Source organism: Psychrobacter immobilis (assembly GCF_904846225.1).
Classification (GTDB): Bacteria; Pseudomonadota; Gammaproteobacteria; order Pseudomonadales; family Moraxellaceae; genus Psychrobacter; species Psychrobacter immobilis_F.
In genome coordinates this window covers 25,749-39,550 of sequence record NZ_CAJGZJ010000012.1, presented here as the reverse complement: position 1 = coordinate 39,550, position 13,802 = coordinate 25,749, and the positions used below count along the sequence as shown (strand labels likewise).

13 protein-coding genes are annotated in these 13,802 nt (G+C 41.4%); 10 read left to right on the top strand and 3 right to left on the bottom strand.

Features of this window, described 5'->3' with window-relative positions; translation table 11 throughout:
• Positions 1-3 precede the first annotated feature (3 nt).
• The 7 genes from ilvC to JMX48_RS09185 all read left to right on the top strand — a co-directional run bounded on the left by ilvC (position 4) and on the right by JMX48_RS09185 (position 6,991).
• On the top strand, positions 4-1,020 hold the full coding sequence (ilvC, locus tag JMX48_RS09215) for a ketol-acid reductoisomerase (protein ID WP_201536954.1): 1,017 nt from the start codon (positions 4-6) through the stop codon (positions 1,018-1,020).
• A gap of 348 nt (positions 1,021-1,368) precedes the next feature.
• A complete protein-coding gene (locus JMX48_RS09210) occupies positions 1,369-1,794 on the top strand; it encodes a hypothetical protein (RefSeq protein ID WP_201536952.1) in 426 nt (141 codons plus the stop codon).
• A 379-nt stretch (positions 1,795-2,173) separates the two neighbouring features.
• Complete coding sequence (locus JMX48_RS09205; protein ID WP_010196799.1) at positions 2,174-2,386, top strand: cold-shock protein; 213 nt, start codon at positions 2,174-2,176, stop codon at positions 2,384-2,386.
• Positions 2,387-2,638: 252 nt separating this feature from the next.
• On the top strand, positions 2,639-3,199 hold the full coding sequence (locus JMX48_RS09200; RefSeq protein ID WP_201536950.1) for a DUF421 domain-containing protein: 561 nt from the start codon (positions 2,639-2,641) through the stop codon (positions 3,197-3,199).
• A gap of 423 nt (positions 3,200-3,622) precedes the next feature.
• Entirely contained in the window at positions 3,623-4,372 is a 750-nt protein-coding gene (locus JMX48_RS09195) for an electron transfer flavoprotein subunit beta/FixA family protein (RefSeq protein WP_201536948.1), read from the top strand.
• Between the two features lie 136 nt (positions 4,373-4,508).
• Positions 4,509-5,441 (top strand): electron transfer flavoprotein subunit alpha/FixB family protein, encoded by a 933-nt coding sequence (locus JMX48_RS09190; RefSeq protein ID WP_201536946.1) that lies wholly within the window; start codon positions 4,509-4,511, stop codon positions 5,439-5,441.
• Between the two features lie 341 nt (positions 5,442-5,782).
• Complete coding sequence (locus JMX48_RS09185; protein WP_201536944.1) at positions 5,783-6,991, top strand: cupin-like domain-containing protein; 1,209 nt, start codon at positions 5,783-5,785, stop codon at positions 6,989-6,991.
• Between the two features lie 104 nt (positions 6,992-7,095).
• Here JMX48_RS09185 and JMX48_RS09180 read toward each other — a convergent pair whose 3' ends face one another.
• Positions 7,096-7,890 carry a TrmH family RNA methyltransferase gene (locus JMX48_RS09180; protein WP_201536942.1) on the bottom strand — a complete coding sequence of 265 codons (795 nt, stop codon included), beginning with the start codon at positions 7,888-7,890 and terminating at the stop codon, positions 7,096-7,098.
• 96 nt (positions 7,891-7,986) lie between these two features.
• Positions 7,987-8,970, bottom strand: a complete 984-nt coding sequence (locus JMX48_RS09175) for a class 1 fructose-bisphosphatase (RefSeq protein WP_201536939.1) — start codon at positions 8,968-8,970, stop codon at positions 7,987-7,989.
• A 392-nt stretch (positions 8,971-9,362) separates the two neighbouring features.
• Here JMX48_RS09175 and JMX48_RS09170 point away from each other — a divergent pair, with 392 nt between their 5' ends.
• From JMX48_RS09170 to JMX48_RS09160, 3 genes are read left to right on the top strand one after another with little or no spacing between them, the layout of a single operon-like run.
• Positions 9,363-10,436 (top strand): aspartate carbamoyltransferase catalytic subunit, encoded by a 1,074-nt coding sequence (locus JMX48_RS09170; protein WP_201536937.1) that lies wholly within the window; start codon positions 9,363-9,365, stop codon positions 10,434-10,436.
• 60 nt (positions 10,437-10,496) lie between these two features.
• Positions 10,497-11,708 carry a dihydroorotase gene (locus tag JMX48_RS09165; RefSeq protein ID WP_201536935.1) on the top strand — a complete coding sequence of 404 codons (1,212 nt, stop codon included), beginning with the start codon at positions 10,497-10,499 and terminating at the stop codon, positions 11,706-11,708.
• Positions 11,701-12,249 carry a DUF2127 domain-containing protein gene (locus JMX48_RS09160; RefSeq protein WP_227687967.1) on the top strand — a complete coding sequence of 183 codons (549 nt, stop codon included), beginning with the start codon at positions 11,701-11,703 and terminating at the stop codon, positions 12,247-12,249. The genes JMX48_RS09165 and JMX48_RS09160 overlap by 8 nt, the downstream gene beginning before the upstream one ends.
• Before the next feature lie 252 nt (positions 12,250-12,501).
• Here the strand turns inward: JMX48_RS09160 and JMX48_RS09155 are convergent, their stop codons facing one another.
• Positions 12,502-13,758: a cation:proton antiporter gene (locus JMX48_RS09155; RefSeq protein WP_201536931.1), complete on the bottom strand. Its 1,257-nt coding sequence runs from the start codon at positions 13,756-13,758 to the stop codon at positions 12,502-12,504.
• Positions 13,759-13,802 lie beyond the last annotated feature (44 nt).

Sequence of the window (13,802 nt, the reverse complement as noted above, 5' to 3'; positions counted from 1 at the left end):
TTTATGAACGTTTTTTATGACAAAGATTGTGATTTATCAATTATCCAAGGTAAAAAAGTTGCCATTATCGGTTACGGCTCACAAGGCCATGCGCACGCGCTTAACCTACAAGATTCAGACGTCGATGTGACTGTTGGTCTACGTGCTAACTCAGGCTCATGGAAAAAAGCTGAAAATGCGGGCTTAAAAGTTGCAGAAGTAGAAGAGGCGGTAAAAGCCGCTGACGTCATCATGATTTTGACGCCTGATGAGTTTCAAAAAGAGCTTTATAATGATGTGATCGAGCCAAACATTAAAGAAGGCGCTACCTTGGCTTTCGCTCATGGTTTTGCTATTCATTACAACCAAGTGGTACCACGTGGCGATCTTGATGTGATCATGATTGCACCAAAAGCACCAGGTCACACGGTTCGCTCTGAGTTCACTAAAGGCGGCGGTATTCCTGATCTTATCGCCATCTACCAAGACGCTTCAGGACAAGCCAAACAATTAGCGCTATCCTATGCAGCTGGTGTTGGTGGTGGTCGTTCAGGAATCATCGAAACCACGTTCAAAGATGAGACTGAAACCGACTTATTTGGTGAGCAAGCGGTTCTATGCGGCGGTGCTGTAGAGCTGGTAAAAATGGGCTTTGAGACCCTAACCGAAGCAGGCTATGCACCAGAAATGGCTTACTTTGAGTGCTTGCATGAGCTTAAGCTGATCGTTGATTTGATGTATGAAGGCGGTATCGCTGACATGAACTACTCAATCAGTAACAACGCTGAATACGGCGAATATGTGACTGGTCCTGAAGTAATCAATGAGCAATCACGTGAAGCCATGCGCAATGCGCTGAAACGCATCCAGTCTGGTGAATACGCAAAAATGTTCATCTCTGAAGGCGCAACCAACTATCCGTCTATGACTGCTCGTCGCCGCAACAACGCTGAGCATTCAATCGAAGTGACTGGTGCCAAGCTACGCGGTATGATGCCTTGGATTGGCGGCAATAAAATTATCGATAAAGACAAAAACTAAGCTCATATTAAATTATAAAAGACCTAGGGCGTGTCATCATTTAGATTTTAAGACCACTAAATGATTAAGTGTGCTAATTGATGACATGCCCTAGTAAGTCATATAAAACCCATGTTATTGGATAATAGCATGGGTTTTTTAATGCGCATTGTTTTATGAATGTTTTTACAGGGCTCAGTTTTATGGGTTGAAAACCAATCATAGTCTCCCAATATAGACAGGCGTCATTATGTTAGTAAACTACTTGTTCAGTTAGACGATGAGCGTTATCTTGGTTTGTTTTTGAGTTATTAAATAAAGCAAAAAATTTCTTTATTCTTATTTTTTATAGATAATAGGTTGTGTGTTGTGCAAATATCTTATCCCGACTGGCTAACGCCGCAATTCGTATATGTCACTCTTAGCGCCGTAGTCGCCGTTCTAATTTGGATAGAAGGAGAGATGCTCAAAAAAACAGATGGCAAATTGCCCAAATCTAAATTCTTCCACATCAGCTCACTCCTAGATACATTGTGGTTTTTCATTTCCGTGGTCGTGCTATATGTGATTGATCTTGCGCCACTAGCTATTGCTGTACCTGCTGCTTATGGTATTTATACTACCTTTGGCTGGGTTTATGGAACGCGGCTGTTGAAACGTAAAGGCATTCCTGATTCACCCAAAGATTTGGTCGTTCCTGCTAAATATATTGCTTATAGCCAATCGTTTTCACTGATATTTTTTGCACTTTGTTTGTTGGTATTAGCCTCACCATGGCTTCCAATCCCTCAATAGCAAATTTTTGTATTGTTGCCCGATAATCACGCTCAGTTTTATGTCTTACTAGGGCAAATAAGTTATCGATAGCAAAAGTGTACCTGTTTAATTATAAAAACATCTTTCATATCAGGACATTATCATCCTACTTATATACTATTCTAACGTTTTCAAATCAATTTTAATTATTTACAAAAATCATCAATTTAACCAGTTGTGGTTATAGAAAACTGTTATAATCAAGCTGTACTCGAATAATTTTAGGTAAAAGCTTCGAGTTATCTTTAAGATAATTTAGTAGCTTTTATCGCTGTAATAAGCAAAAATAATTTGGGTATATATCAATTAATCGGTGATGACACAAGTCTCGCCAACAGTTAAAGAGTCAGGAAAATTTATGTCAGATAAAGTTGAAGGCACTGTAAAGTGGTTTAATGAAGCTAAAGGTTTTGGTTTTATCGCTCAAGACAATGGCGGACAAGATGTGTTTGCTCACTACAGCGCTATCCAAGGTGGCGGTTTCAAAACCCTAGCTGAAGGCCAAAAAGTATCTTTCATCTTAGGTGATGGCAAAAAAGGCCCACAAGCTGAGCAAATCGAAGCTATCTAATCTCATTCGTTATCAAGCAGACTGATTTTCAGTAGGCTTAATGACAGTAAGATTACCAATACGCATTGATTGTTTTGTTTGTTAAAACAATAAAAATACTGTATTAACTTTAAAAAAGAGCAACCTCTCATCAGGTTGCTTTTTTTATATGTATATTTTGTAAAATCAGAATCTGATGAAGTCTAACTGTTAGTATGATTGGATGAACGAGAGTATTGACTTAACAGAAGCATAATAAGAGAAGGGTATTCTATGAAGTGGGAGAACTGGTTTTCAATTGATTGGCAGCAGGTGCTAGGTATATCATTATCGGCACTAGGATTTTACATAGGGCTAATGCTGTTCACGCGGTTGATGGGTTTACGTAGTTTCTCTAAGCTTTCAAGCCATGATTTTGCAATGACGGTTGGGATTGGTAGCATACTTGCTTCAACAGTACTGTCTGATACGCCGTCTCTGCTTCAGGGTTTATTTGCTGTCGCTGTTCTGTTTTTGATTCAAGGTATTATTTCGATTATTAGACGTAAAATAAAACCGTTAAAAGCTTTGATAGATAATCAGGCTATCATCTTGATGGCACATGGTGAGTATTTTGAGGATAACTTAAAGGAAGCCAACCTAAGCACTAGTGATGTCCAAGAAGTATTACGTAAGAATGGTCTCAAGTCTAAAACGGAAGTATTTGCCGTCATTATGGAAACGACAGGTGATATGAGTGTCATTAAAAATAATGAAACCATACCAGATTGGACTTTATTCGATGATATACGTGATAGTGATTTACTGATTAAGCCTAAAAAAAGCTCATCGTAGTACTATTCTGATGTTCTAATACTCTCAAAGAGATAAATAATAACAAAATATTAAATGAACAGAGAAGTAGTAATGCTATAAAGAGGTAAAGAAATCTGTGAAATTGTGTGTCTATAAACGATTTATTATAGAATAGTGACAAATTTATGACGCATTATTCACGGCGTTGTCTTGACCTTATGCCTGTGGTCACGCAAGATATATAAGTCTTATAATAACGGTTGGCTTAGCTTCAGTAGATTTTATTAATAAGCTATATGATGGCAGTATGCTTTTGGGCATCGATTCACCTTGCTTGGTTAATGATTTTTCGCTGAGGCAGTAATAACCTTAAGTAGTATTTTGAACGACAGTTTAAGTAACCAGAAATGTTTAGTGCTTAACTGATAATTTTAATTCATAACATTAATAAACGAGGAACGTATGAAAGCATTAGTAGCGGTCAAGCGTGTCATTGATTATAACGTAAAAGTTCGTGTCAAAGCTGATAACTCTGGCGTTGATCTGTCAAACACTAAGATGTCAATCAATCCTTTTGACGAAATTGCAGTAGAAGAAGCAGTGCGTCTAAAAGAAGCGGGTGTTATTGACGAGATCATTGTTGCCTCAATTGGTCCAAAAGAATCGCAAGAACAGATTCGTGCAGCCCTAGCATTAGGCGCGGATCGCGGCGTTTTAGTAGTGACTGATGCCAAACCATATCCACTGCAAGTTGCCAAGATTCTAAAAAGCATCGCTGAATCAGAAAGTACTGATATTATTTTGCTAGGTAAGCAAGCCATTGATGATGACAACAACCAAACGGGTCAGATGCTCGCAGCGTTGATGGGTATCGGTCAGGGTACGTTTGCATCAGAAGTGAAAGTTGAAGGCGATAAAGTAAACGTGACGCGTGAAATCGATGGCGGGCTACAAACGCTTGCACTTGATTTACCAGCACTTATCACAACTGATTTACGGTTGAATGAGCCGCGTTATGCCAAATTGCCTAACATTATGAAGGCGAAGAAGAAGCCACTTGATGAAAAAACACCAGCTGATTTTGGTGTTGATATGGCCTCTAAGCAAGAGATTATTAAAGTTGTGCCACCTGCTGAACGTAAAGCTGGTATTAAAGTAGGGTCAGTTGATGAGTTGGTCGATAAGCTAAGAAACGAAGCAAAAGTAATCTAATACTTCGCTACGGCATATCAGGTGCAAAGCTATATGTTTGGCTCACTTATTTAACATTAAAATATTGACTACTCAATAGCTGTGTACACAAACAACATCATGAATAGATAATACGAATAAATAAAGGATTAAAACCATGGCAATTTTGGTATATGCAGAACATGACAATGCCAGTCTAAAAAAGGCAACTTTAAATACAATCGCTGCTGCTAAACAAATAGGCGATGATATCCATGTGCTGGTTGCAGGTAGTGGTAACCAAGCTGTCGCTGACGAAGCGGCCAAAGTGGAAGGTGTGATCAAAGTATTATTAGCGGACAACGCTGCCTATGAGCATCAATTGGCAGGTAACGTCGCGCTATTGGTTGCTGATATCGCTGGTGATTACAGCCATATCCTAGCAGCTGCAACGACCACTGGCAAAAACTTTATGCCACGTGTTGCTGCGTTACTTGACGTCAGCATGTTGTCAGAAATATCGGCTGTCGTAGATGCTCAGACTTTTGAGCGTCCTATCTATGCAGGTAACGCGACGGCAACCGTCAAAACATCAGAAGATAAAGTAGTACTAACCGTACGTACAACGGCGTTTGATCCAGTTGCTAGCGAAGGTGGTTCAGCCACTGTTGAGACTATCGACAATGTACAAGAAACTGGCAAAGCAAGCTTCGTTAGTGAAGAAGTGGCGAAGTCTGATCGTCCAGAATTGACCTCAGCTGGCATCGTGGTTTCTGGTGGTCGTGCATTGGCAAACGGTGAAAACTTTACCAAATACATCGAACCATTGGCTGATAAATTAGGCGCTGCCGTTGGTGCGTCACGTGCCGCAGTTGATGCAGGTTATGTACCAAACGATATGCAGGTCGGTCAAACAGGTAAAATCGTTGCACCGGAGCTTTATATCGCCGTTGGTATCTCAGGTGCTATTCAGCATTTAGCAGGCATGAAGGACTCTAAAGTCATCGTTGCTATCAATAATGATCCAGAATCACCCATTGCTAGCGTTGCCGATTACTTTTTAGAAGCTGACTTGTTTACAGCACTACCTGAACTAACCAGCAAGATATAGATTTGAGTGGTTAAGCGTTTAATATCACTTAATTTATCACAAATCATAAAGCCTTCGATTCAATGAATCGAAGGCTTTTTTATAGAGTATTCTCAATACTTTGATAATAGGCGCTGTTTTTTCTATGGCTGCAGTTCATCTTCTTTGTATCTGCATTTTTAAAATGAGGACATGCTCTAGTCAAATGGATAAATGTCAGCTAATATATTGATGTTATCGTTTGATTTGTACAAATTGTAGAGCATGTTTCTAATGGTAATTAACTTACTTACTACAATTAATAATAGATGGATTATATAATAGACTGCTTAATTAGTACATTAAGGGGTTAGGGAATACTAATGAAGGTAGAGTTAAATATGCCAGAACGCTTACCTCAGGAATGGAATGACTGGGTAGCGACTAATATAATTCGTGGTGTACAACCAGAGACAATTGTCCAAACACTAAAGGATAATCATTTTTCAGACGCTCAAATTAAAGCTGCGCTGAGTGATTATTTCAAGGGAGTGGAAAACGATAGTAAACAACCGATTCGTAGTCTGCCAAATAACTGGAAAGTATGGGTCGCTACCAATTTACTTGAAGGCACCAGTAAAAATAGTATTGCGGAATTATTAGTAAAGCAAGGATTTAGTCATGCAGAGGTATTGCTAGAAATAGAGACGGCTTCTAAAAGCCCTTATCTACAAGCAGGTATTAGAGCCGTTAAGCTACTAAAAAAACGAGAATGGCTTCTTAATACTTGTGATGACTTAGCTAAGTTAGATTTTGGTTATAATCAACAAATTGAGGTAATCGATACGCCAGCATTTGAAATCTTTATCAAAGATTATTATAGTAAGAATAAGCCTGTGGTGCTTAAGAAAGGTATTGATCATTGGCCAGCGCTGAAGAAATGGAGTCCGCAGTATTTCGCAGATACAGTAGGAGATGCCGAAATACAGGTACAGTTTAATCGCGAGAATGATGCGCTTTTCGAACGTCATTCTGATAAGTATCGTAAATCAATGCTGATGTCTGAATTTGTTAATATGATAGAAAATGATGGTGAAAGTAACAACTATTATATGACTGCCAATAACACGCAACAAAACGTTGAGACCATTAGACAGACACTGGATGACATCGGTGATTTTGGTGAAGGTTATCGCCAGCTTTTAGATAATGACGCAGCCTTTAGTACGTATTTTTGGATGGGACCCAAAGGCACTTTCACCCCGCTCCACCATGATCTAACTAACAATATGTTGGTTCAAGTATATGGCACTAAGAAAGTGACATTGATCCCATCGTGGCAAGTGCCTTGGTTATATAATGATTTGCACGTGTATAGTGAAGTGAACTTTCCTGATTTTGATCTGACAAAACATCCATTGATGCAGCATGTAACGCCAGTTGAAGTCACTATTAAAGCTGGCGAGGCATTATTTATTCCTATTGGGTGGTGGCATTGTGTGAATGGACTGGAGAAATCCATTAGCATTAGTTTTACTAACTTTAATGCCCCGAACAATTACTCTACAAGCTTTATGGAAGCACAAAGTTAGTTTTCACATAGCGTTGATAAAATAAGTTCTAAATAAGAAAATGACTGAATCAATATATTGACTCAGTCATTGCTTTATCTGGACTACATATATGACAGAATGTTTTAGGCGTATTGTCTTTGTCTCAAGGTCTCATACAGACATAACGATCCTGCAATCGCGACGTTAAGACTCTCTTGTCCATTTGGCTGAGGTAGGGCAATAGGCGTGGCACACTGCATCAACTCGTCGCAAACGCCTTGACCTTCGTGCCCCATAATCCAAGCCACAGGCGCAGATAGATTATGATCATAGATTAACGTATCAGTGTGGGAGCTGGTTGCTAACAGCGGTACTTGTACCTGATCTAAAATATCTTGCGTACTTAAACCTTCATAGATGGTTAGTGCAAATTGCGCGCCCATGCCTGCTCGTAATGTCTTAGGAGACCAAGCTTGAGCCGTATTACTGGTACAGAGAATATGCTGAATACCAACCGCTGCTGCCGTGCGTAACAGTGTTCCGACATTCCCGCTATCTTGCACGTCATTCAGAATCAGACAGTCATTATTAATCATTGATAAACGAGGTTCTGGCACTTTAATGATTGCCATAATATCGATGCCTGTACCCAAGCTGCGAATGCTTTCATAAATCGTGTCTGACAAAGTAAGAATAGGGGTATAAGTAGGCAGGCGAGTGAGTACCTGCTGAACCTCGGCATGGTTACGCGCTGATTCAGCCAGTAATATTTGAACAAATGGATAGTCGCTACGAAGTGCAGCATCGATTAGATGAATACCCTCTATGACGGTCTGACCATGCTTTTTACGCTGGCGTGCTTGTGCCAATAGCGCTTTTACAAGCTTCACGGTTGTATTCTTATCTGAGGTAATCAGCTCGGTGGGATTTAGTACCATAGTGGATCGCTTAGAGAAGAGTGAGGAGGTTGGACAACCCGCATAAAGCTTATCATTTAGCTTTATGCGGGTGGTTCTTAATAAATGCTAAATCAATTATTGATCAGAATAATTTACGTGTAAGTCTTTAATATAATTGACCTCATTTGTGCTACCAAGTACCACAGGAACACGCTGATGAATATCAGTCGGCTCGATATCTAAGATACGATTGACGGCATCTGTAGCGCCGCCACCTGCGCGTTCGATCAATAGGCTCATTGGATTGGCTTCATACATCAAGCGTAATTTACCGGCTTTATGAGCGTACTTAGTATCAAATGGATAAGTAAATAGACCGCCGCGACATAAGATACGGTGAACATCACCCACCATGGCAGCAACCCAGCGTGTATTGAAATCGCGACCACGCACGCCTGCCTCGCCTGCGATTAACTCGTCAATATACTGTTGCATGGGCGCACGCCAGTAGCGATAGTTTGAGCTATTGATAGCATATTCGCTGGTATCGGCATCAATTTGGACATTGTCTTCAATGAGCACATAATCACCAGTATCTGGATCTAAGCTGAACATAACAACGTTATCTGCGATGGTCAGTGCCAGTACGGTAGAGGTGCCATATAACAAATACCCGGCTGCAAGCTGTTTATTACCTGCCTGCAAATAATCGCTGTTCTCACTGGTTTGACCTTGACGCTCATACGGCAGAATAGAGAAAATAGTCCCAACTGCCATATTTATATCGATATTTGATGAGCCATCAAGTGGATCAAACAATACCAATAGACTGCCGTTATCATTGGCAGGAATGGCATCATCGAGCTCTTCTGAAGCAACACCTGCACAATGCGCATTTTTTGCCAGAGCGTCTAATAATAAATCATTGGCCAGTACGTCCAGTTTCTTCTGATCCTCACCTTGGACATTTTGATTACCAGCTTCACCTAGAATATCTGCTAAAGCGCCTTTTCTAAGTAACTGAGAAATAGTCTTGCCAACGTTAGTAACCGTTGTAATCACGTCATTAAGCGCAGGATTGGTCGTATGATCGTTTAGATAATTTGCTAAAGTGGTCATAAAGCTTCCTAATAAATGATATTGAGAGTAAAAAATAGAGAAGAATGAGTGAAAAATGGATTGCTTGAAGTGCGTTTTAAGCCAGCAAAATTCTAAATAGCCTATAAGGCATCTTTGTCCCGACCAAAAAATCAGCTACACTATGTGTGTTATTATTTAATGATAGTTTTGCCAATTTTATTTTCTATAATAGGTGTTAAAACGTTTCTTACATTATCTAAGTTAACAGAGTGGCTAGTGATGTTTTATGGCGCTGATTTTATCATGGTAAATTGTAGCAAATAAGTGTCAAAATGTCCCTGTATCTGTGCGTATCAATGATAAATGCTCGAATAAAGATGAATAAATGATTAATATAGACTCATATCAACCCACAATAAAGACTTGTCATTATGTCAAAATCTATCGATAGCAACTCAACACATACGGTCTCACCGACTGATTATGCAAAATTCGATTCCGATACTATTCATCAAAAGCTCAATACCTCACTGAGTCGTCCGCAGCTCAATACAGATGGTAGTATTCGTCATTTTTTGGGTGTCGAAGGTCTGAACAAAGCACAGTTGCAGGCGATTATCGCAAAAGCAGAGACATTTTTTGATGACAATGGCCAGCTAATCAATCGTCCTGAGCTTGATGGCTATACAGTAATGAATTTGTTTTTTGAGCCATCGACTCGTACGCGCACTACTTTTGAAGTCGCCGAAAAGCGTTTGGGCGCTAATGTACTGAATATCGATATCGAACGTTCTAGTGCTAAAAAGGGCGAAAGCTTGCGCGATACTCTATGGAATCTGCAAGCGATGACGGCAGATATCTTTGTGGTACGGCATTCAGCATCGGGTGCTGCCCATTTTATGGCGACAGAAGTGACGCCTGATATTGCGATTATCAATGGTGGTGATGGCTGGCATGCACATCCGACGCAAGGCATGCTTGATATGCTGACCATCCATCGTGAAGCGCCGCGTCCATTTGCAGAGCTGTCAGTGGCTATCGTTGGTGATATTAAGCATTCACGGGTGGCTCGCTCTGATATCAGTGCGCTGCAAACCTTAGGCGTCAAAGACATCCGTGTCTGTGCGCCACGTACATTGCTGCCCAAAGGAATAGAGCGTTATGGTGTGCAAGTTTATGAAGATATGAATGAGTGCGTCACAGACTGTGATGTCATTATGGGATTGAGGATCCAGAACGAGCGTATCGGCTCGCCACTATTAGCGTCCTCGAGTGAATACTACAAACACTATGGTATTACGCCAGAGCGAGTGGCGCTTGCTAAACCTGACGTGTTGGTCATGCATCCAGGACCGATGAACCGAGGGGTTGAGATTGCTTCGAGCGTGGCTGATGGCGCACAGTCGGTGATTTTAAAGCAGGTAAATAACGGTATCGCTATTCGTATGGCCGTATTGTCGCTTGCGATGGAAGGTCAACGCGCTCATCAAGCTGCGAGTAAATAATCTTCTGCCTCGCTTTTTTATAATTATTTATCCCATTTTATTGATACGGTAATAACGCTCATGTCTACTATGCTGAATACTGATGCACCGCTAATTGACCATCTTCCTAATGCCATTAAACAGTCGTTGCCAAGCGCTGTAACTGACAAGCTGGCTGGCCTTAAATCAGGGCATGAAATGTGGTTACTGCCACCATTGGTTGATTTGTGTGCACGCTTACGTGAACCCGGACAACAGCAACATGGCACGTTAGAGTCTGAAGGGCGTGCTGCACGCGCTAATGGTTTTTTGCATGTCGTGATTCCTCCTGATACCAATCCTATCTTAGAAAACGGTTCGCTGTTAAAAGGTTTACGCGAGCGCGCGCTTGATGATGGCGGGATTTATTTGCACATTTTAGGAGCGTTGACCGCTGGCTTGGAAGGGGAGCGTCCATCCAACATCGCTGGATTAAAAAAAGGCGGCTGTATTGCCGTCTCTAATGCGCGTAGACCTTTTCAAAACGACTTGGTACTGCTACGTACCTTAGAGTATGCCGCGACTTTTGGGATGAAAGTATTCTTTTATCCTGATGAACCAAGCTTGTCAGGAGACGGAGTCGCGCATGAAGGGTACATTGCTTCCTACCACGGGCTACAAGGTATCCCATGGATTGCTGAAACAGTTGCTTTGTCTACCCAGTTGTTGATGGTTGAAGAAACAGGCATTGCTGCTCACTTTAGTCAATTGTCTTGCAAGTCTTCAGTAGAGCTGATGCGCTGGGCAAAAGATAAAGGCCTGCCAGTCACTTGCGATGTGGCGATGCATCAACTCTATCTAACCGACGATAATTTGGAAGGCTTCAATGCCCAAGCCTATGTACTACCACCACTGCGTAGTAACACTGATCAGCAAGCCATTCGCCGTGGCCTAAAAGATGGTACCATTGATGCGATTTGTAGCCATCATGAGCCTTTAAATAGCACTGCCAAAAAGGCACCGTTTGCTGAAAGCACCCCTGGCATTTCAAACTTTGATACGTTTATGGCGCTGGCATGTCAGTTGGTACATGATGACGTATTAACCTTAGCGCAACTGGTGGATAAAATATGTCTCAATCCTGCAAAAATTGCAGGTATTAGCGAGCAATATGAAAACATCGGCGGCGCGGTGTTGGTCGATCCGACTCTTGAATGGAAAGTCACTGCACAATCAATGCTATCAAATGGTAAAAATACGCCATTCTTTAATCAGCAACTACAAGGTCGTGTTGTGGAGACATTCTTTGGTTAATTCGCCACGACAGGATGATGGCTTGCAGGCCTCTTCAAAGGGTCATAGTCAGGCTGCGCTTAGCCACGTTAATAGACTGCAGGGAGAATCTAGCGAATCCATCAAGGCTGTGGCTATCTATGAGATTGTGAAAGGAATTGGCGCGCTATTGGGCGCTGGTGCCTTGTGGTTATGGCATGATGATCTTGAACGTTGGCTTGATACGGCCACATTAACGTGGCAACAGAATTTTGGTCAATTTCTCGCCCCGCAAGTAGCAAGCATCGTAAAAATTGCTCAGGACGCAAGTGATAACTGGGATTTATTTCTGTTTGTAATATTCATTTATGCGGCGATACGGTTCATCGAAGCTTATGGATTATGGCAAGATAAAATATGGGCATATTGGTTCAGCGTCATTGGTTATGGACTATTCATTCCTATTGAGTTGTACTACTTGGTCTCCAGTCCTTTTGATTGGTTTAACCTAGCCATTTTTGTTTTGAACGTGGTAATCGTGATTGTGGTATATCGCAGCATGAAGCATAAAGGCCTGATTTAAAGGACAGAAATTTTCTACCTTTAATGTAAAAAGCCCAGTATAAAAATCGTATTTTTATACTGGGCTTTTTGCTATCTGAGCAATTTTATATCGTTAAAAAACAATAAAAGCGCGACAGTGCTGCTGGAATGGATTTTGCGAAGCCTCTGTCTGCAACGGCACAGCAAGCGAGAGAAGTTTATACCAGTAGTAGCTGAATATTGATTTATCGGTTTAAATTTTCATCGACTATTGCTAATGCACCGCTATTTTCTAATCTGTTCGAATGCTTCTTGCCACTTTACCGACGCTTAAACCCTGCACCAATATAGAGAATATAACGACTGCATAAGTGAGTGCCAATAAGATATCGCGCTCGTCGCCCACTGGCAACTGTAGCACTAAGGCAACCGAAATACCGCCACGTAGCCCGCCCCATGTCAGCACCTTCCATGCTCCTGCTGGCAAGTCGAGCTGACGATGAAACGTTTTAGTCGTCAGACCCACGACGATCAGCCTTGCTAATAGGGCAATGATAATGGTCAATCCGCCAGCGATAAATAAATTACCTGAATAGCTAATGATTACGATTTCGAGACCAATCAAAACAAATAAGATCGCATTCAATATCTCATCAATCAGTTCCCAAAATAAATCAATATAATGGCGAGTTTGATCGCTCATTGCCAGCTCACGCCCGCGGTTACCAACCATTAGCCCAACCATTACCATGGCTAGTGGCCCTGATAGGTGCCAATGACTAGCGAGTGCATAGCCGCCGATGACGCCCGCTAGGGTTAATAAGACCTCCTCTTGGTAGCTATCAATGCTTTTGAGTAAGTAATACAAAATCGCCCCAAGTACCAAACCAAAGACTATACCACCGCCAGCTTCAACCGCTAAGGTATGTACGACGTAGTTGACCGTTGGAATATCGCCACTTGATAAAATACCAAGCAGCAAGACAAAAATGACCACACCGATACCGTCATTGAATAAGGACTCACCAGCGATGACGGTTTCAATACTTTTTGGTGCGCCTGCTGATGCAAGGATACCCATGACCGCGATCGGATCAGTGGGCGATATCAGAGCACCGAACAGCAGACACCAAAGAAATGGTAAACCGAAACCGAACAGCGGCAGCATAAAGTAAATAGCGATGGCAATGAGCATTGCCGATACGATAGTGCCGAGCCCTGCAAGAATGCCAATGGGTAATTTATAACGTTTTAAATCACCAATATTGACGTGTAAGGCACCTGCAAATAGCAGCATAGAGAGCATGCCGTCTAATAGCACTTCGGTGAAATCGAGCTGTTCTAATAAACTGACTTCGTAATCGATCAGCTGATCAAATCCTAAAAAACCCAAAAATATCGCACCAATAGACAATAAAATGGAAATAACCATCACACCGATCGTAGTGGGCAGACCAATGAAGCGATGATTAATATAGGTTAATGACGCTGTAATGGATAAAAATATGGCGCTGATTTCAAGTATGGAGAGGTTGTTTGCAGATGCCATAAAGTAGATCTCGTGTGAATATAAAATTTAACCTACATATAAGA

What these genes read in the sequence shown, in the direction of transcription:
- JMX48_RS09200 (WP_201536950.1), top strand. Translation starts at nt 2,639, where the DNA reads ATGAAGTGGGAGAACTGGTTTTCAATTGATTGGCAGCAGGTGCTAGGT.
- JMX48_RS09180 (WP_201536942.1), bottom strand. Translation starts at nt 7,890, where the DNA reads ATGGTACTAAATCCCACCGAGCTGATTACCTCAGATAAGAATACAACC.
- JMX48_RS09175 (WP_201536939.1), bottom strand. Translation starts at nt 8,970, where the DNA reads ATGACCACTTTAGCAAATTATCTAAACGATCATACGACCAATCCTGCG.
- JMX48_RS09205 (WP_010196799.1), top strand. Translation starts at nt 2,174, where the DNA reads ATGTCAGATAAAGTTGAAGGCACTGTAAAGTGGTTTAATGAAGCTAAA.
- JMX48_RS09165 (WP_201536935.1), top strand. Translation starts at nt 10,497, where the DNA reads ATGTCTACTATGCTGAATACTGATGCACCGCTAATTGACCATCTTCCT.
- JMX48_RS09195 (WP_201536948.1), top strand. Translation starts at nt 3,623, where the DNA reads ATGAAAGCATTAGTAGCGGTCAAGCGTGTCATTGATTATAACGTAAAA.
- JMX48_RS09185 (WP_201536944.1), top strand. Translation starts at nt 5,783, where the DNA reads ATGAAGGTAGAGTTAAATATGCCAGAACGCTTACCTCAGGAATGGAAT.
- JMX48_RS09190 (WP_201536946.1), top strand. Translation starts at nt 4,509, where the DNA reads ATGGCAATTTTGGTATATGCAGAACATGACAATGCCAGTCTAAAAAAG.
- JMX48_RS09155 (WP_201536931.1), bottom strand. Translation starts at nt 13,758, where the DNA reads ATGGCATCTGCAAACAACCTCTCCATACTTGAAATCAGCGCCATATTT.
- JMX48_RS09170 (WP_201536937.1), top strand. Translation starts at nt 9,363, where the DNA reads ATGTCAAAATCTATCGATAGCAACTCAACACATACGGTCTCACCGACT.
- ilvC (WP_201536954.1), top strand. Translation starts at nt 4, where the DNA reads ATGAACGTTTTTTATGACAAAGATTGTGATTTATCAATTATCCAAGGT.